The following is a 17,350-nucleotide window of genomic DNA, read 5'->3' as shown; positions in this document are numbered from 1 at the left end:
GGCCGACGCCGAACCGGCGCGGGCGCCGTCGGGCCCGGCGGTCACGGGGTGAACTCCACGAACGGGTCCTCCTTGGTGGTGCCGGCGGCCAGGATGGCCTGCTGCTTGCGGCCCATCGTCCGGCGGCCGCCGCGCCCCCCGTGGCCCCCGGCGCCGGCGAAGCCGCGGCCGTAGTACCGCTCGAGGTAGTGCTGGCCGACCATCAGGATCGAGGTGATCGCGAGGTACCACAGCGCCGCGACCATGAGCAGCGGGACGGGCAGGAACAGCCGGTTGCCGACGGCGTTGGTGACGAACGTCAGGTCCAGGGTGAACGGGACCGCCAGGACCAGCGAGGTGGTCTTGAGCATGGAGATCGTCTCGTTGCCGGTGGGCGGCACGATCACCCGCATCGCCTGCGGGATGACGATCCGCCGCAGGATGGTCGGCTCGGTCATGCCGAGCGCGCGCGCCGCCTCGGACTGGCCGACGTCCACGCTGTTCAGCCCGGAGCGGACGATCTCGGAGAGGTAGGCCGCCTCGTTCAGGGCCAGGCCCAGCAGGGCGGCGTAGAACGCCGAGAAGACGTCGCGGGTGGTGAAGGTGACGAACTCCGGCCCGAACGGGATGCCCAGGCTCAGCCGCGGGTAGAGCACCCCGATCAGGCCCCAGAACACCAGCTGGGTGTAGATCGGGGTGCCGCGGAAGAACCAGATGTACACCCACGCCACCCAGCGCATCACCGGGTTGTCCGAGCGGCGCATGATGGCCAGCGCCACCGCCAGGACGATGGCGATGACCATCGCGCCGGCGGTGAGCAGGAGCGTCCAGCCCACCCCGCGCACGACGGTGACGTCGCGGAGGTAGAGCCAGACGACGTCCCACCGGAAGTTGGGGTTGGTGATCAGCGCGTTGGCCGCCATCGCCGCCAGCACCACGACGACGACGGCGGAGACCAGCCGGCCCGGGCGGCGGACGCGGTGGGCGCGGATGAGCTCGGGCGCGCCGCCGTCGTCCGTGCCCCGGGCCTGCCGGCGGTCCATCAGAGCGCCGGGTTGAGCTCGGCGGTGCTCAGCGCGCCAGTGATGCCCCAGGCGTCCAGGATCTCCGCCCAGGTGCCCTCGTCCATCAGGTGCTGCATCGCCGCCTGGAGCGCGGCGGTGAGCTCGGCGTCGTCCTTGGCGACGACGATGCCCTGCGGGGCGGCGTCGGTCACCTCGCCGAGCTGCTCGACCTGGCCGTCGGTCTGCAGCGCGGCGTACTGGCCCACCGGGGAGTCGGCGTACATGACGTCGATCTTGCCGCCGACGAGGTTGGTGGTCACGTCCGCCTGGGAGTTGTACCGCAGCACCTCCAGCGGCTCCTCCCCGTCGGCCTCGCACTGGGCGGCCATCTCCGCGGACTGCTCGTCCTGGATGGTCCCGGTCTGCACCCCCATGGTGGCCCCGCAGAGGTTCTCCGGGTCCAGGTCCTGCGGGTTGCCGGCCTGGACGGAGAAGGTCGAGCCGGCCTCGAGGTAGGTGATCATGTTGACCTGCTCCAGCCGCTCGGGAGTGACCGAGAAGGAGGACAGGCCCATGTCGTACTGGGTGCCGATGCCGGGGATGATCGAGGCGAACTCGGCGTGGGAGACCTCGAGCTCGGCGCCCAGGACGTTGGCGAGCGCCCGGGCGAGGTCGACGTCGTAGCCGACCGGGTCCTGGTTCTCGTCACGGAACTCCGCCGGCGCGTAGGCGAGGTTCACGCCCTGGGTGAGGGTGCCGTCGAAGTCCGCGGGCAGCATCGCGGCGATCTCGTCCACGGTGGTCACGCTGGACGCGTCGAAGCTCGGCACGGCCTCGGCGGTCTCCTCCGCGACCGGGCTGTCGGTGCCGTCGCCGCCGCCGTCGCCGCCGCCGCCGGTCTCGGCGGCGTTGGTGCAGCTGGCCAGGGTCAGCGCCCCGGCGGCGGCGAGCAGGGGCAGCAGGGTCAGGCGGCGCGTGGTGGGCCTGGGGCGCATGGTGGGCCTTTCGGGCGGGCCGGCGGTGCCGGGCGGGACGGTGGCGCTTCCCGGCGGGGCGCCAGGGTGCTCCGGGGCGGGCGGTCCGCCGCGGGACGCGCACCAGTGTATACGTACGGGTGCATGACTATGCATGGGCAGGCCGGTGCTGACGTGCGGCTCGGGCCAGGCTCGTCGCTGCTGACGAGCGGTTCGGAGCAGGCTCGCCGCACCGTCGGCAGGCTCGCGTCCGTGTGGTACTTGTGGCGGTCCCACGGCGCCTGCGACCGCCACAAGTACCACAGGGACGGGCGGCAGCCTGGCCCGCATGACGCTGTTCGGTCTGGCCGGCATGACGCTGGGCGGTCTGCGCTGCATGACGCTGGGCGGTCTGGCCTGCATGACGCTTCGCACCCCGGCGCTACGGGGTCGGCTCCTGCGCGACCATGGTGTGGCCGAGGACGCCGTCGGGGCCGGCGTACTCCTCGACCTCGTCGGCAAGCCGCTCGGCGTCGTCCTCCGGGGCGTAGCCGAGGGCCCGGGCGGTGCTCAGGTCCCACCAGGCGCGGGTGTTGGCGGAGATGCCGTAGGCGACCACCGGCCCGTCGACCGGCCCGCGCAGGGCGGCGTCGACCAGCCGCACCGCGTCGCCGGGGCTGAGCCAGATCCCCAGGTCGAAGGTGGTGGCGGGGCGGTCCGCGCACAGCCCGATCCGCAGCGAGACGACCTCGAGCCCGTACCGGTCGGCGTAGAGGCTGCCGAGCGCCTCCATAGCGGCCTTGGAGACGCCGTAGTAGGAGTCCGGGCGGACCGGCCGGTCGGTGCGGGCCACCTCGCCGGTGGGGTAGAACCCGACCGCGTGGTTGGAGCTGGCCAGCACCACCCGCCGCACCCCGGTCCGGCGGGCGGCCTCGAGCACCCGGTAGGTGCCGTCGATGTTCGTACGTCGGATCCGGGTCCAGGCGTCCTCGCTCGGGATGCCGGCGAGGTGGACGACGGCGTCCGCGCCGGCCATCGCCGCGGCCAGGACCTCCGTCGACTCCTCCACCGAGATGTCGGCCTGGGTGAACGGCTCGTCCGCGCCGAGGTCGGCCGGGGCGGCGGCGTCGAGCAGGTGCAGCCGCCACCCCCGGGCGGCCAGGCCGCCGTCGGCACGGCGCAGGTATCCGCCGATCCGGCCGCCTGCCCCGCTCACGACGACGGTCCGTCGCTCGTGCTCCGCCATCTGACCTCCGCCCGCCGGACCCGCCACCTGGTGCCTCCGTCCGCTCACGCTCCGCCAACTGCTGACCGCCGTCCACGCGGCGCGCGGCCCAGTGTGGCGGTGGAGGCCGGGCGCCGCACGGCCTGCGGGTCAGGACACCGCAGGGGAGGGGCACGGGACATCGTCACCGACGAGCTCGGCCGCCGTCGTGACCGACGAGCTCGGCCGCCGTCGTACGGGTGGACGGCCGGACGTGCCCGGTCACCTGGCCCCGAGCGCAGACGAGCCCGCACGCACGGCGGGCGCGATTGCGCCGGCCGATCGTGCGGACTCGCTGGGGACCAGCAGCCGCCCTGCCGGGCGTTCTCCCAGGTCAGCGGCCTGACATGGTCACAGGTCGTAGTACATCTCGAACTCGTGCGGGTGCGGGCGCAGGCGCAGCGGGTCGATCTCGTTGGTGCGCTTGTAGTCCACCCAGGTCTCGATGAGGTCCCGGCTGAACACGTCGCCCTCGGTGAGGAAGTCGTGGTCGGCCTCGAGGGCCTCGAGGACCTTGGGCAGGGAGTCGGGCACCTGGGCGATCTGGGCGTGCTCCTCGGGCGGGAGCTCGTAGAGGTCCTTGTCGATCGGCTCCGGCGGCTCGATCCGGTTGCGGATGCCGTCGATGCCGGCCAGGAGCATGGCCGAGAAGGCCAGGTACGGGTTCGACGAGGGGTCCGGCACCCGGAACTCGATCCGCTTGGCCTTGGGGGAGGAGCCGGTCACCGGGATGCGGATGCAGGCGGAGCGGTTGCGGGCGGAGTAGACCAGGTTGACCGGCGCCTCGAAGCCCGGCACGAGCCGGTGGTAGGAGTTCACCGACGGGTTGGTGAAGGCCAGCAGGGCGGGGGCGTGGGTGAGCAGGCCGCCGATGTACCAGCGGGCGATGTCCGACAGCCCCCCGTAGCCGCGCTCGTCGAAGAACAGCGGCTTGCCGTCCTTCCACAGCGACTGGTGGGAGTGCATACCCGAGCCGTTGTCCCCGAAGAGCGGCTTGGGCATGAACGTGGCCGACTTCCCGGCCTGCCAGGCGACGTTCTTGACGACGTACTTGAACTTCATCAGGTCGTCGGCGGCGCCGCGCAGCGTGCTGAACCGGTAGTTGATCTCCTGCTGGCCCGCGGTGCCGACCTCGTGGTGCGCCCGCTCGACGTCGAGGCCCACCTCGTGCAGCACCCGGACCATGTCGTCGCGCAGGTCGGCCATCTGGTCGTTGGGGGAGACCGGGAAGTACCCGCCCTTGTACCGGGTCTTGTACCCCAGGTTCTTGCCGTCCTCTTCGCGGCCGGTGTTCCAGGCGGCCTCGGCGGAGTCGAGGTAGTAGAAGCTGGAGTGCTGGCTGGTCTGGAACCGGACGTCGTCGAAGATGTAGAACTCGGCCTCCGCGCCGAAGTAGGCGGTGTCGGCGATGCCGGTGCTGGCCAGGTACGCCTCGGCCTTGGCCGCGATGTTGCGCGGGTCCCGGGAGTAGGCCTCGTCGGTGAACGGGTCGACGATGGAGAAGTTGACGACGAGCGTCTTCTGCTTGCGGAACGGGTCGACGAAGGCGCTGCTCACGTCCGGGACGAGCTTCATGTCCGACTCGTGGATCGCCTGGAAGCCGCGGATGGAGGAGCCGTCGAACATGAGGCCCTCGGTGAACGCGTCCGGCGTGAACGCCTCCACGGGGATGTTGAAGTGCTGCATGACCCCGGGCAGGTCGCAGAAGCGGACGTCGACGAACCGCACGCCTTCGTTCCGCGTGAAGGCGATCGCCTCTTCGGCGCTGGCGAACATCGTGCTCCTCGGGTTTGGTGGTAGCGAACGCGGCCGACGCTACGGTCCGGCGGTTTCCCCGGTGTCACTGCGATGTGTCGGGCGTGTTACGGGCCCGTGCGTGCCGGGCCAGGTCGGCGCCGGTGCCGCCTGGTCCGGGGGCGGGGTTCTGGGCGGAGCGGAGGCGCCGCCGCTGGCCTGCCCGCTACGCCCCCGGACGCCCCAGGTGCTACACCCCGACGCGCAACTCTGTAGTCGTTGTGGCGGCTTGCGGGCGCCGGCAAGCCGCCACAACGACTACAGACATGCGCCATAACGACTACAGAGATGGTGGGACCGGGCCAGAGCCTGGCCGGCGCACCATCCCGGGGCAAGGCTCGGCCCAGCAGCGGCGCCACGGCCCGGGACGACGGCGGCACCGGGGGCGGGCACCGGCGCGCCGGCGCCACCGCACGGCCCGACGGCGGCGCTCGGGCGCCGTCGTCCCGCGTACCCTGCCAGGGTGCCCGCGACCGTCCCTGCCCCCTCGGCCGCTCCGCCCGTCGCCCCGCTCGGCCGGCGCGTGCTGGCCCTGTTCCTGGACTGGGGGATTGCCTCGGCGATCAGCGCGGGGTTCTTCGGCTTCGACGAGCGGGCGACCCTGGCGGTGTTCGCGCTGGAGACGTGGCTGATGCTCTCGACGCTGGGCGCGAGCATCGGGCACGCGGTGTGCGGGCTCGCGGTGCGCACCCTCGACGGCCGGCGGCCCGGGCCGTGGCGGGCGCTGGTCCGCACGGTCGCGCTCTGCCTGGTGATCCCCGCGGTGGTGTGGGGACCGGGCGGGCGCGGGCTGCACGACATGTGGGCCGGCACCACCATCACCCGGGTGCAGTGAGCAACAGCCGCGGACGGCGAGCGGCAGCCGCGGGCGTTGAGCGACGGCCGCGGGCGTTGAGCGACGGCCGCGGACGTTGAGCGACGGCCGCGGACGGTGGGCGCCAGCCGTGCGAATGAGCAACGGCCGCGGGCAGTCAGCGGCAGCCGGACTCGGGAGCGGCCGCCGCACGCGGTGAGGACGGTCGCCCGGGACCGGGTGAGCCCGGGCCGCCGGCCCGGTCCCGCCGCCCCGGCGAGCTCGGCCGAGGCGGCCGGCGGGTCAGCGCCCCCGCATCCCCTTGCGGTCCGGCCGGACGCGCATCGGGTCCACGCCCTTGGGGATGGGCATCCGGGCCCCGCCGAGGGCCTGCAGCCGCTTGTTCACCTGGGCGACCTCCGCCGTCGTGAGCCGGCCCTTGAGCTTCTGCACCCGCGAGACGATCTGGGGCAGCGGGACCTGCCCCTCCTCCCGGCCGCTCTGGATGAGGTGGACCGGCACGTTGGGCGCCACCCACGCGACCCGCTTCCGCTCGTCCTCGAGCAGGCGCTGGGCGCGGTGCGGCGGCCCCTCGGAGATCAGCACGATGCCCGGTCGGCCGACCAGCCGGAAGACCAGGTCCTGGGTGCGCGGGTTGATCGCGACCGGCTGCTCCTCCACGGTCCAGCCGCGCCGGATCGTGCCCAGGGCCGCGCCGACGGCGCCGGGCTGGCCCTCGATCTGGGCGTAGCCGGCCTTCTGGGTCTGCCGGGCCAGGATGACCATGTCCAGGACGAGGCCGAGGAGGACCCCGAAGAACGCCATGTACCACGGGTGGCCCCAGAGGAACCCGACCACCAGGGCGAGGCCGAGCACGAGGACGAAGACGCCGAGCAGGATCCAGGGGATCCTCGGGTTGGCCCGCCGGGTCAGGCGGTAGGCATCCCGGATGTTGTGGTACCAGCGCTGCTTCTTCTCCGCGGGGGCGCCCTCGACGCCGTCCTTCTTCTTCCGGGCCATGATGGATCAGGGTACCGGCCCGCCCCGGCGGGCCGGTCCGCCGGCGGGGGCGAGCGCGGCCACCACCGCCACGCCGACGGCGGCCACGGCGCTGACGACGAAGGCGGCCGGGGCGCCGTCGGCGTCGGCGAGGCGCCCGGCCAGGCCCGCGCCGGCGGCCACGCCGACCACGTTCGCCGAGCTGAGCACGGTCATCGCCACGGCCGTCGCGCCGGCCGGCGCGCGCCGCTCGGCCAGGTCGAAGAGGGTGACCAGGGTCGGCCCGACGAAGCAGCCGGCGACGGCGACCGTCCCGGCCAGCGTGCCCAGGCCGCCCGCCGTCGTCATCGCCGCGGCGCACGCGGCCATCCCGCCGCCGCCGACCACCACCCGGGCGCGCAGCCCGAAGCCCGCCGGCAGGGCCACGACGGCGAGCGCGAGCAGGGCGGACCCGACGCCCATGGCGGCGTAGACCAGCCCGGCCCGGTCCGGCTCGCCGGCCGCGGCGGCGGCCCCGGTCACCCCGGCCTGGGTGGCGCCGAAGAACATCCCGACCCCGACCATGGCCGCCGCCGGCACCGCGACGGCGCGGAGCACGGTGGGCAGCGGCGGCGCCGCGCCGCGCCGCGGGGCGGGGGTCGGTGGGACGGCGGGCGGGACGGTCGTGGCGCCGGGGACGGTCGGGGTGCCCGGAGCGGCGCCGGGCCGCGGCGTGGCGGCGGGCGGCGACGCCGTCCCGGCCACCGAGGGGTGCAGCGCGAAGGCGGTGACGAACACCGCCACCAGGGCGGCGGCGAGGATCAGCGGCACGGCGGGGGTGAGGACCGAGGCGGCCACGCCCACCAGGGCCGGGCCGAGGACGAATACCAGCTCGTCGGCCATGGACTCATAGCTCAGCGCGGCCTGGGTCTGGGCCGGGGTGAGCGGGCGGGCGAGCCACCGGGCCCGGGCGAGGGAGCCCACCGGGACGGAGGTGGCGCCCACCACCGCGCACAGCAGGCACAGCGCGGCCAACGGGACGCCGGCCCGGGCGGCCAGGACCAGGCCGGCCAGCGCGGCGACGTTGACCGGGACGAGCAGCAGCAGGGGCAGGCGCTGCCCGCGCCGGTCGGTCCACCGGCCGACCAGCGGGCCGGCGACGGCGGTGGCCACGGCGAGCGAGGCCGAGCCGGCCCCGGCGTCGCCCACCGAGCCGGTGGCGGCGGCGAGCAGGGTGAGCACGCCGAGCACCACCATCGCCGTCGGCAGCCGGGCGACGAACGCGACGGGCAGGAAGGAGCGGCCGAGGATGCCGGGGAGCTCGCGGTAGTGCCGGAGGGAGCGGAGCGGGTTGGTCGGCATCAGCTGACGAGCGTGGCCGCCTCCTGGCGGGAGACCCGCGGCTCGGACAGGTGGGCCAGGTGGTCGGGCACCGGCCAGCCCTTGCGGGCCATGGCCTGGCCCCACAGCCGGCCGGCCCGGTAGCTCGAGCGGACCAGCGGGCCGGCCATCACGCCGAGGAAGCCCATCTCCTCCGCGGCGGTGGCGAGCTCGACGAACTCCGCCGGCCGGACCCAGCGCTCGACCGGGTGGTGGCGCACCGAGGGGCGCAGGTACTGGTTGACGGTGAGCAGGTCGCAGCCGGCGTCGCGGAGCAGCTGCATCGCCTCGAGCACCTCCTCGGTGGTCTCGCCCATCCCGAGCATGAGGTTGGACTTGGTGACCAGGCCGTTCTCGGCGGCGGCGGTGAGGACGGACAGGGACCGCTCGTAGCGGAAGCCGGGGCGGATCCGCCGGAAGATCCGGGGCACCGTCTCGACGTTGTGGGCGAGGACCTCGGGCCGGGAGGAGAAGACCTCGGCCAGGTGGCCGGGGATCGCGTCGAAGTCCGGGATGAGCAGCTCCACCCCGGTGCCGGGGTTCAGGGCGTGGATCTGCCGGACGGTCTCGGCGTAGAGCCAGGCGCCGCCGTCGTCCAGGTCGTCCCGGGCGACGCCGGTGATGGTGGAGTACCGCAGGCCCATGGTCCGCACGGACTCGGCCACCTTGCGCGGCTCGGCGACGTCCAGCGGGGAGGGCTTGCCGGTGTCGATCTGGCAGAAGTCGCAGCGCCGGGTGCACTGGGATCCGCCGATGAGGAACGTCGCCTCGCGGTCCTCCCAGCACTCGAAGATGTTGGGGCAGCCGGCCTCCTCGCACACGGTGTGCAGGCCGCCGCCGTGGACGAGCTGCTTGAGGTCCCGGTACTCCGGGCCCATGGTCGCCCGGGTCTTGATCCAGGCCGGCTTCTTCTCGATCGGGGTGGCGGCGTTGCGGGCCTCCACCCGGAGCATCTTGCGGCCGTCAGGGGCGATGGTCACGCGGGCACCTCTCGCTTGGGCTGGGGCTGGGGCTGGACCTGCGGCGATCCTACGGCGGGGACCGTCCGGGTGGCGGGGCCGACGGCGGTCGGCACCGGGGCGTCGGCCCGGGCGGTGGGCACCGGGATGGTGACGCCGACGCTGGCCGGCAGCGGGGCGGCGACGCCGACGGCGGCCGGCACCGGGGTGACGGGGCCGACGGCGGCCGGCACCGGGGCGGCGGGGTCGACGGCGGTGCGCAGCGGGGCGGCGCGCGTCGGGGTCGCCGGCCGGATGGCGGCGCGGCCAGCGGTGAGCGGGGCGAGCGCCGTCGTCAGCTCGGCCTGAACCGCGTCGGCGACGGCGAGCGGGGTCAGGGTGCGGCCGGTCTCCGCGGCCAGGGAGGTCACCCCGGCGTCGCTGATCCCGCACGGCACGATCCGCGCGTAGGCGCTCAGGTCGACGTCGACGTTGAGCGCGAACCCGTGCATCGTCACGCCGCGGGCGACCCGGACGCCGATGGCGCACAGCTTGCGGTCCGGGCCGCGATCGTCCGCCGGCACCCACACCCCGGACCGGCCGGGCACCCGGGTGGTCGGCAGCCCGTACCCGGCGGCGACGGCGATGACCGCGGCCTCCAGGGCGCGGACGTAGGCGACGACGTCGACCGGCTCGGCCAGCCGGACCAGCGGGTACCCGACGAGCTGGCCGGGTCCGTGCCAGGTGATCCGACCGCCGCGGTCGACGTCGACGACGGGTGTGCCGTCGGTGGGCCGCTCGCGCGCCGCCGTGCGCTTGCCGGCGGTGTAGACGCTCGCGTGCTCGAGGAGGAGGACGGTGTCCGGCCGCTGACCCGTGGCGACCTCCGCGTGCCACCGTCGCTGCAGGTCCCACGCCCAGTGGTAGTCGACGAGAGCCGACCCGAGGCGAACCCGCTCGAAGTGCACGAGGCCGATGCTACGTCGCCCGCGGCGCGGGCGGCGCCGAGGACCGGGGAGGGAGAGGAAGGAGAGCGTGCCGCCCGACCGGACAGGAGATTGCGCCCCTCCGCCGGCAGGCTCACTCGCCGACGACGCCGTCCGCCAGCTCGCGGACGATGTCGAGGTGGCCGAGGTGGCGGGCATACTCCTGCACCAGGTGGAGCAGGATGCGGTCCAGCCGGGCCGGTCCCTCCCCGTCCCAGCGCTCGCTCGGTCGCCCGAACTCGGCCAGGTCGTGCCGCTCGACGATGGCCCGGCTGCGGGCGGCCTGGTCCGCCAGCTCGGCCAGCAGGACGGGCAGGGTCTGGGCCGGGCCGGTGTGCCAGGACCCGCCCCGGTTCTCGCCCCACGGTTCGGGGATGTCCTGCCCCTCGAACCGCCACTCCAGCCAGCGCCGCTCGACGTGGATGAGGTGGTTGAGCAGCTGCAGGGGGGTCCATCCCGACGGCAGCCGGCTGCTGGTCAACTCCGTCTCGGACAGGCCGTCGAGCTTGGCCGCCAGCACCGACCGGAAGTAGTCCAGGTACCCGAGCGGGACGTCCTGCGGGCGGGCCGCGGGCCGGGACGGGGTGGGGAACGGCAGCTCACGCGCCACTGGCCGACCCTGCCGACCGGCGCCTGGCCACGATGAACCCGTCCCACCCCTTGACTCCCACCGTCTGCACCGCGGTCGCGTCGAGCTCGGGGTTACCGGCGATGTCCTCGACGACCTGCCGCACACCGCGGACGCGCGGATCGTCGCTGTCGGCGTCGATCACCGCCCCGTCCCGGACGACGTTGTCGATGACGATGACGGCGCCCGGGCTGGTGAGCCGGAGAGCCGCCTCGAGGTAGCGCGGGTTGCTGGGCTTGTCCGCATCGATGAACACGAGGTCGAACGGCTCGGTACCGGCCTCGACCAGCCGGCGCGCGGACTCCGCGGCCGGCCCCCGGACGACGTCGACCCGGTCGGCCAGCCCGGCCCGCTCGAGGTTCGTCAGGGCGATCGCGGCGTTCGTCTCCTCGAGCTCCAGCGTCACGACCCTGCCGGTCTCCCCGACGGCGCGCGCGAGCCAGATCGTCGAGTAGCCGGCGAGCGTGCCGAGCTCGAGCACCCGCCGGGCGCCGGCGAGCTGCGCGATGAGCCCGAGCAGCGCGCCCTGGTTGGGGGTCACCTCCGCGCCGGGCATGGTGGTCGACCGGCCCGACTCGCGCGCCGCGGCGAGCACCTCGTCCTCCGCCACGAGGGAGCGGACGAAGTAGTCGTCCACGGCTCGCCAGGCCGGCAGCGAACCGTAGCGATTCGCGGGCGGGTCCTGGCCAGGCGTCGGCGCGCCGTCGTGACCGGTGCTGTCTGCCATACGCCGAGTCTGGCACCCGTCCTGCCGGACCGGATCGTCGGGAGGCGTGCGGCGGGGGAGCGGAGCGGCCAACGCCGGCCGGCCGTGAATGACACCGGCCGGCCGTGGATGACAGCGGCGGCCTGTGGATGACGCCGTCGGGCGCCGCGGCGACCTGGTTGGCTGCGAGCCATGGAGTCGGCCGGCCGGCAGGGGCGGGCGCCGCAGGTGCCCGGCTACCGGCTCACTGCGCCCGTCGGGTTCGGTGCGGGCGGGGCGGTGTGGGCCGCCACCGACACCACCGGCCGGGCCGTCGCGGTGGCCTTCCTGGCGCTGGCGCCGGGGGAGCGGGGGACCGCTCAGCTGCGCCGCCTGGGGGCCCTGCGCGCCGTCGTCCACCCCCACCTGCCCCGGGTCCGCGACGTCGTCGGCCTGGACGGCGGCCGGTGCGCGCTGGTCAGCGAGGTGGTCCCGGGCCCGAGCCTGGCCACGGTGCACGCCGCCCGCGGCCCGCTGACCCCGCCCGAGGCCGCCACCGTGCTCGCGGCGGTGGGCGCCGCCCTCGGGCACCTGCACGCCCGCGGCGTCGTCCACGGCGACGTCGCGCCCACCAACGTCCTGCTCGCCCCCGGCGGGGTCCCGGTCCTGGTGGACCTCGCTGGCGAGGTAACCGGCGAGCGGGGGACGGCCGGGTTCGTCGCCCCGGAGCGGGCCGCTGGGCAGCCCGCCTCGGCGGCCGGGGACGTGTGGGCGCTGGCCCGCCTGCTGCTCTGGGCCACCGACGACCACCCAGACGTGCGCCGGGCGGTGGCGCCGGCGCTGGCCGCCGACCCGGGCGCCCGGCCCTCGCCCCGGGACCTCGCCGCCCGTGCGCTGGAGCTGGCCGCGGCCGAACCGGTGCACCTGCCCGAGGGCGCCCAGCTCGCCAGCGCCCAGCTGCGGGCGGGCGCCGGGCTCGAGCCGACCCGGCGGCAGGGCGGCGGCCGCCCACGGCGCCGCGCGCAGCGGCGACGGCCGCGGTGGGGGATCGTCGCGGCGGTCGCCCTGGCCGTCGCCGGCGGGGTCGTCGTCGGGGCGTCCGACGGCGGCCGGGTCAGCCTGGCCGACCTGCTGCCCGCCGCCGGCGGCGCCGACCCCGGCCGGGGGAGCGGGACTGGTGAGGGCGGCGGACCAGGTGCGGGGGGTGGAGCGAGCGAGGAGCGCGCCTCGCAAGACCGGGAGAGCGGCGAGGAGGCCGGTACTGACGAGCAGCCCGACGGAACCAAGGAGGACGCGGCGACCGCCGACGCTCCGGACGGGCAGACGGCCGCCGACGCTCCCGACGGCCAGGCGGCCGTCGACCCTCCCGACGGCCAGACCGTCGGTGACCTCCTGGAGCGCCGGGACGCCGTCATCACCCAGGGCGACCGGGACGCCCTCGCCGGGCTCACCGTGCCCGGGTCACCGGCGGCGCTGGAGGACACCCGGCTGTGGGAGCGGCTGGACGGGCAGCGGGTCGAGGGGTTGCGCACCGAGCTCGTGGACGTGGCGCTGGTCGAGGCGCCGACCGGGGACGGCGCGGCGGCGGGCGGCGGTAGCGCGACGGCCGTGGTGCAGGTGGTGACTCGGCAGGGGCCCTACCGGCTCGTCGGCGAGGGGGTCCGGGAGGTGCCGGCGACCGGGCAGCGCTGCGCACGGCTGACGCTGGTGGGCCCCGAGCCGTGGCGGGTCCAGGAGGCGCGACCGTGCCCGCCGTCCGCCGGCGGCGGGGAGCTGTCGGCCGGCGGCGGGGAGCTGTCCGCGGTGGCCGGCAGGCCACGGTGAGGCGCGACAAGAGCGACGTGGGCCCCGTACCGGCGTGCGGTACGGGGCCCACGAGGAGGTCAGCGCCGGTCGGGCGCCGCGATCGTCACAGGCCGACCTCCGCGTCGAACGCGCCCTCCTCGAGCCGGGCCTTGACCGCCATGAGGTACCGGGCTGCGTCGGCCCCGTCCACCAGGCGGTGGTCGTAGCTCAGGGCGAGGTAGACCATCGACCGGACGCCGATGGTCTCGTTGCCGTCGGCGTCCTTGACCACCATGGGCCGCTTGACGATGGTGCCGACGCCGAGGATCGCCACCTCGGGCTGGTTGATGATCGGCGTGTCGAACAGCGCCCCGCCGGAGCCAGTGTTGGTGATGGTGAACGTCGAGCCGGACAGCTCGTCGGGGGTCACCTTGTTGTCCCGGGTGCGGGCCGCCAGGTCGTTGATCCGCTTGGCGATGCCGCCGACGTTGAGGTCGCCGGCGTCCTTGATCACCGGGACCAGCAGCCCACGCTCGGTGTCCACGGCGATGCCGATGTGCTCGGAGCCGTGGTAGACGACCGTCTCGCCCTCGATCGTGGCGTTGACCTTCGGGTGCGCCTTGAGCGCCTCGGTGGCCGCCTTGACGAAGAAGGGCAGGAAGGTGAGCTTCGTGCCCTCCGCTGCCTGGAAGGCGTCCCGGGCCCGGCTGCGCAGCGCGCCGATCCGGGTGACGTCGACCTCGACGACGGTGGTCAGCTGGGCCGAGGTCTGCAGCGACTCCACCATGCGCTTGGCGATGACCTTGCGCAGCCGGGACATCTTCTCGGTGGTGCCCCGCAGCGGGGAGGGCTCGACCGGCTTGCGGGCCGGTGCGGCGGGCGCCGCGGCCGCGGGGGCCGGCTGGGCGGCCTGCTCCGCTGCCGCCCGTTCCGCTGCCGCCCGCTCGGCGGCTGCCTCGACGTCCTGCCGCCGGATCCGGCCGCCGACCCCGGTCCCGGTGACCGACGCGAGGTCTACGCCCAGGTCGCCGGCGAGCTTGCGCACCAGGGGGGTGACGTACGACCCGGCGCCGGCTGCCTCGGCCTTCGGCGCGGCGGCCTGCTGGGTCTGGGCACCGGGCGGGACGGGAGCGGGCTTGACGGCCTCGGGAGCTTCCGCCTCGGCCCGCGCCTGCTCCCGCTGCTCGGGCTGGCCCGGCTGCTGGGCCTGGGCCGGCTGCTCCGCCCGGGCGGGGCGCTCGGGCTGAGCCGGCTCCTCGGGCTGGGCCGGCTGCTCGGGCTGGGCCGGCGCCTGCTGGGCCGGTTCCTCGGGCTGCTCGGGCTGGGCCGGCGCCTGTTGGGCCGGCTCCGCCGTCGGCTGTGCGGGTGCCTGCGGTGCCGCGCCGGGCTCGCCCACGATCGCCAACTGCGCGCCGACCTCGACCGTCTCGTCCTCTCCGACGAGGATCTTCAGCACGGTCCCGGCCACGGGCGAGGGGACCTCGGTGTCGACCTTGTCGGTGGACACCTCGAGCAGGGGCTCGTCGACCTCGACCGTGTCGCCCTCGGCCTTGAGCCACTGGGTGACGGTGCCCTCGGTGACGGACTCCCCGAGCGCGGGCATGGTGACGGCCTGCCCGGCGGGCTCGCCGTCGCCGGCCGTCCCGCCGTCGGCGGCCGTCCCGCCGTCGCCGGTGACCTCGGCCTTGGCCTCCGCGGCCGGCTTGGCGTCCTCGGCGGCCGGCTGCGCCGCCTCCACCGTCTCCGAGGCGGGGGCGGACTGCGGCGCCGGGGCGGTGTCGGGCTCGCCGTCGGTGGCCGGGGCGTTCTCCGTCTCCGCCGCGCCGTCGCCGGCACCGCTGCCGTCGCCGATGACGGCGAGCTCGGCGCCCACCTCGACGGTCTCGTCCTCCTGGACGAGGATCTTCTCCAGCACGCCGGCGACCGGGGAGGGGACCTCGGTGTCGACCTTGTCGGTGGACACCTCCAGCAGGGGCTCGTCCACCTCGATGCGGTCGCCCTCGGCCTTGAGCCACTGGGTGACGGTGCCCTCGGTGACGGACTCGCCCAGTGCGGGCATCTTCACGGACTCAGACATTGTCCTGGTGTCTCCTTCAGGTCAGTTGTGCACGTGCAGCGGCTTGCCGGCCAGGGCGAGGGCGGCCTCGCCCAGCGCCTCGTCCTGCGTGGGGTGGGCGTGGACGAGGGAGGCGACGTCGTCCGGGTAGGCCTCCCAGTTGACCATGAGCTGCGCCTCGCCGATGAGCTCCCCGACACGCGCGCCGAGCATGTGCACCCCGACGATGGGGCCGTCCTGCTGGCGGACCAGCTTCACGAAGCCGCTGGTGCCCAGGATCTGGCTGCGGCCGTTGCCGGCCAGGTTGTACTCCACCGTGCTCACGCCGTCGGCGCCGTAGACCTCCCGGGCCTGGGCCTCGGTGATGCCGACCGAGGCGACCTGCGGCTCGCAATAGGTCACGCGGGGGATCCCGGACTCGACGATCGGCGCGGGGTTGAGCCCGGCGATCTCCTCCGCGACGAAGATGCCCTGGGCGAAGCCGCGGTGGGCCAGCTGCAGGCCGGGGACGATGTCGCCGACGGCGTAGACGTTGCCGACACCGGTGTGCAGGCGCTCGTTGGTGAGCACGAACCCGCGCTCCATCGGGATGCCCTGCTCCTCGTACCCCAGGTCCGCCGTCGCCGGGCCGCGCCCGACGGCGACGAGCAGCAGGTCCGCCTCGTAGGTCTTGCCGTCGGCGGTGCGCACCTTCACGCCGTCGTCGTTCTGCTCCACGCTCTCGAACCGGGTCCCGGTGTGGAAGGCGATCTTGCGCTTGCGGAACGCCCGCTCCAGGCCCTTGGACAGCACCTCGTCCTCGGCGGGCACGAGGTGCGGCAGGGCCTCGATGATAGTGACGTCGACGCCGAAGGAGCGCCACACCGAGGCGAACTCCACGCCGATGACCCCGCCGCCGAGCACGATCGCGCTGCGCGGGACCGTGTCGAGCTCGAGGGCCTGCTCCGAGGCGATGATCCGGCCGCCGAGCTCCAGCCCGGGCAGCGTGCGGGAGTAGGAGCCCGACGCCAGGACGACGTGCTTGCCGCGGTAGCGGGTGCCGTCGACCTCGACGGTGTCCGGGGCCACGAGCCGGCCCCAGCCGGCGATGACGTCGACCTTGCGCGCCGAGACCAGGCCCTGCAGGCCCTTGTAGAGGCGGGAGACGACGCCGGCCTTGTAGGTGTTGACCTTGTTGATGTCGATGCTGTCGAAGCTGCCGTGGACCCCGACGGTCTCGCTCTCGCGGATGGTGTCGGCGACCTCCGCGGAGTGCAGCAGCGCCTTGGTGGGGATGCACCCGCGGTGCAGGCAGGTCCCGCCGACCTTGTCGGCCTCCACCATGGCGACCTTCAGCCCGAGCTCGGCGCCCCGCAGGGCCGCCGCGTAGCCGCCGCTGCCCCCTCCGAGGATGACGATGTCGTACTCCTGCGTATCAGCCACGTACCTCTCCTTGAGCGCACTACGTCCGACCCGTGTCCGGGGTCCCGAGCCATTGTTCCACCCTCCCCGGGCCCGGGCCCGCCCGTTGGCTGACGGGCCGGTCACAGCCCGCCGGGCCCGGGCCGGCGACGGCGGCGCTTACGCTGGGCACCCATGAGTCTGTTCCGTCGCCGCCAGCGCCCGCGGCAGCGAGCCGACGACGGCGCCGCGCGCGCCGAGACGCTCGCCCACCTGCGCAACTTCACCGCCACCCGGACCGGGGTGGAGGCGTACCTGGAACCGGTCACCGCGCACGACCCGCACACCGTGGTGCTGGTCGCCAAGGACGGGGAGTGGACCCGCCGCCGGGTGCCGGGCCCGGCCGAGGCCCGCAGCCTCGCCCACGAGCTCGGCATCCCGATCTACGACGTGCACCTCACCGGCTACCCGGCGCGGATGCGGCGGTGGAGCTCGGCGCACCGGGGCCGGCGCTGAGGGTCCCGGCGCTGCCGGCCGGGTGGCACGGCCCCTCGGCCGGCCGTCGGTGGCCCGGCGCCGGCACGTAGCGACAGCATGCTGCTGACCCCCGCGCGCGGCGGAGACGCCTCAAGCCATGAAGTCGTCGGGCGCGAGACGGCCCGGGTGTCTCGCGGAAGTCTTGTGGGAGCGGGCGGGTGATCTCTGCTAACAACCGGACCGTAATTGCTCCGTCTCGGGTCCGTCATT

At 74.8% G+C, this 17,350-nt stretch carries 14 protein-coding genes and 1 pseudogene; 3 read left to right on the top strand and 12 right to left on the bottom strand.

Annotated features, from left to right (window positions below; genetic code table 11):
* Window positions 1–41: 41 nt before the first annotated feature.
* From MF406_RS10605 to glnA, 4 genes are all read right to left on the bottom strand, one after another.
* Window positions 42–1,022, bottom strand: coding sequence for an amino acid ABC transporter permease (locus MF406_RS10605; protein WP_242893043.1), 981 nt, complete (start codon window positions 1,020–1,022; stop codon window positions 42–44).
* Window positions 1,022–1,978 carry an ABC transporter substrate-binding protein gene (locus MF406_RS10600; RefSeq protein ID WP_242893041.1) on the bottom strand — a complete coding sequence of 319 codons (957 nt, stop codon included), beginning with the start codon at window positions 1,976–1,978 and terminating at the stop codon, window positions 1,022–1,024. Before MF406_RS10600 ends, MF406_RS10605 begins: the two co-directional genes overlap by 1 nt.
* A 400-nt stretch (window positions 1,979–2,378) precedes the next feature.
* A complete protein-coding gene (locus MF406_RS10595; RefSeq protein ID WP_242893039.1) occupies window positions 2,379–3,182 on the bottom strand; it encodes an NAD(P)-dependent oxidoreductase in 804 nt (267 codons plus the stop codon).
* A 369-nt stretch (window positions 3,183–3,551) separates the two neighbouring features.
* Window positions 3,552–4,976: a type I glutamate--ammonia ligase gene (glnA, locus tag MF406_RS10590; protein ID WP_242893037.1), complete on the bottom strand. Its 1,425-nt coding sequence runs from the start codon at window positions 4,974–4,976 to the stop codon at window positions 3,552–3,554.
* Window positions 4,977–5,457: 481 nt separating this feature from the next.
* On the opposite strand from glnA, the gene MF406_RS10585 reads away from it, so the two are divergent.
* Entirely contained in the window at window positions 5,458–5,829 is a 372-nt protein-coding gene (locus MF406_RS10585) for an RDD family protein (RefSeq protein WP_242893035.1), read from the top strand.
* A 261-nt stretch (window positions 5,830–6,090) separates the two neighbouring features.
* Here MF406_RS10585 and MF406_RS10580 read toward each other — a convergent pair whose 3' ends face one another.
* The 6 genes and pseudogenes from MF406_RS10580 to MF406_RS10555 form a co-directional block, all read right to left on the bottom strand.
* Window positions 6,091–6,807: a DUF4191 domain-containing protein gene (locus MF406_RS10580; RefSeq protein WP_242893034.1), complete on the bottom strand. Its 717-nt coding sequence runs from the start codon at window positions 6,805–6,807 to the stop codon at window positions 6,091–6,093.
* A gap of 6 nt (window positions 6,808–6,813) precedes the next feature.
* Complete coding sequence (locus tag MF406_RS10575; protein ID WP_242893031.1) at window positions 6,814–8,127, bottom strand: MFS transporter; 1,314 nt, start codon at window positions 8,125–8,127, stop codon at window positions 6,814–6,816.
* The gene (gene lipA, locus MF406_RS10570; protein ID WP_242893018.1) at window positions 8,127–9,125 is read right to left on the bottom strand and encodes a lipoyl synthase; all 999 of its coding nucleotides are present in this window, start codon (window positions 9,123–9,125) and stop codon (window positions 8,127–8,129) included. The genes MF406_RS10575 and lipA overlap by 1 nt, the downstream gene beginning before the upstream one ends.
* Window positions 9,126–9,367: 242 nt before the next feature.
* Window positions 9,368–10,051: pseudogene (gene lipB, locus MF406_RS10565) on the bottom strand (lipoyl(octanoyl) transferase LipB); the annotation flags it as partial.
* 112 nt (window positions 10,052–10,163) lie between these two features.
* Window positions 10,164–10,679, bottom strand: a complete 516-nt coding sequence (locus MF406_RS10560) for a DinB family protein (RefSeq protein WP_242893015.1) — start codon at window positions 10,677–10,679, stop codon at window positions 10,164–10,166.
* Window positions 10,669–11,424, bottom strand: a complete 756-nt coding sequence (locus tag MF406_RS10555) for a class I SAM-dependent methyltransferase (RefSeq protein ID WP_242897768.1) — start codon at window positions 11,422–11,424, stop codon at window positions 10,669–10,671. Before MF406_RS10555 ends, MF406_RS10560 begins: the two co-directional genes overlap by 11 nt.
* Before the next feature lie 171 nt (window positions 11,425–11,595).
* On the opposite strand from MF406_RS10555, the gene MF406_RS18890 reads away from it, so the two are divergent.
* The gene (locus MF406_RS18890; RefSeq protein ID WP_305852952.1) at window positions 11,596–13,206 is read left to right on the top strand and encodes a serine/threonine-protein kinase; all 1,611 of its coding nucleotides are present in this window, start codon (window positions 11,596–11,598) and stop codon (window positions 13,204–13,206) included.
* Between the two features lie 85 nt (window positions 13,207–13,291).
* Here MF406_RS18890 and sucB read toward each other — a convergent pair whose 3' ends face one another.
* Together sucB and lpdA are read right to left on the bottom strand one after the other, a co-directional pair.
* A complete protein-coding gene (gene sucB, locus MF406_RS10540) occupies window positions 13,292–15,244 on the bottom strand; it encodes a 2-oxoglutarate dehydrogenase, E2 component, dihydrolipoamide succinyltransferase (protein WP_242893013.1) in 1,953 nt (650 codons plus the stop codon).
* 21 nt (window positions 15,245–15,265) lie between these two features.
* Window positions 15,266–16,645 carry a dihydrolipoyl dehydrogenase gene (lpdA, locus tag MF406_RS10535; protein ID WP_242893010.1) on the bottom strand — a complete coding sequence of 460 codons (1,380 nt, stop codon included), beginning with the start codon at window positions 16,643–16,645 and terminating at the stop codon, window positions 15,266–15,268.
* Window positions 16,646–16,798: 153 nt separating this feature from the next.
* On the opposite strand from lpdA, the gene MF406_RS10530 reads away from it, so the two are divergent.
* Window positions 16,799–17,119, top strand: coding sequence for an oxidoreductase (locus tag MF406_RS10530; protein WP_242893008.1), 321 nt, complete (start codon window positions 16,799–16,801; stop codon window positions 17,117–17,119).
* The last annotated feature ends 231 nt before the right edge of the window (window positions 17,120–17,350 follow it).

It is taken from the genome of Georgenia sp. TF02-10 (genome assembly GCF_022759505.1).
In the GTDB taxonomy this organism is placed as follows: Bacteria; Actinomycetota; Actinomycetes; order Actinomycetales; family Actinomycetaceae; genus TF02-10.
The sequence above is the reverse complement of the archived record's forward strand: the minus strand, read 5'-3'. Positions and strand labels throughout refer to the sequence as shown.

Coding starts and splice junctions, on each gene's coding strand:
- MF406_RS18890 (WP_305852952.1), top strand. CDS start 11,596: ATGGAGTCGGCCGGCCGGCAGGGGCGGGCGCCGCAGGTGCCCGGCTAC.
- MF406_RS10580 (WP_242893034.1), bottom strand. CDS start 6,807: ATGGCCCGGAAGAAGAAGGACGGCGTCGAGGGCGCCCCCGCGGAGAAG.
- MF406_RS10595 (WP_242893039.1), bottom strand. CDS start 3,182: ATGGCGGAGCACGAGCGACGGACCGTCGTCGTGAGCGGGGCAGGCGGC.
- MF406_RS10605 (WP_242893043.1), bottom strand. CDS start 1,022: ATGGACCGCCGGCAGGCCCGGGGCACGGACGACGGCGGCGCGCCCGAG.
- MF406_RS10530 (WP_242893008.1), top strand. CDS start 16,799: ATGAGTCTGTTCCGTCGCCGCCAGCGCCCGCGGCAGCGAGCCGACGAC.
- MF406_RS10600 (WP_242893041.1), bottom strand. CDS start 1,978: ATGCGCCCCAGGCCCACCACGCGCCGCCTGACCCTGCTGCCCCTGCTC.
- MF406_RS10575 (WP_242893031.1), bottom strand. CDS start 8,127: ATGCCGACCAACCCGCTCCGCTCCCTCCGGCACTACCGCGAGCTCCCC.
- sucB (WP_242893013.1), bottom strand. CDS start 15,244: ATGTCTGAGTCCGTGAAGATGCCCGCACTGGGCGAGTCCGTCACCGAG.
- glnA (WP_242893037.1), bottom strand. CDS start 4,976: ATGTTCGCCAGCGCCGAAGAGGCGATCGCCTTCACGCGGAACGAAGGC.
- MF406_RS10555 (WP_242897768.1), bottom strand. CDS start 11,424: ATGGCAGACAGCACCGGTCACGACGGCGCGCCGACGCCTGGCCAGGAC.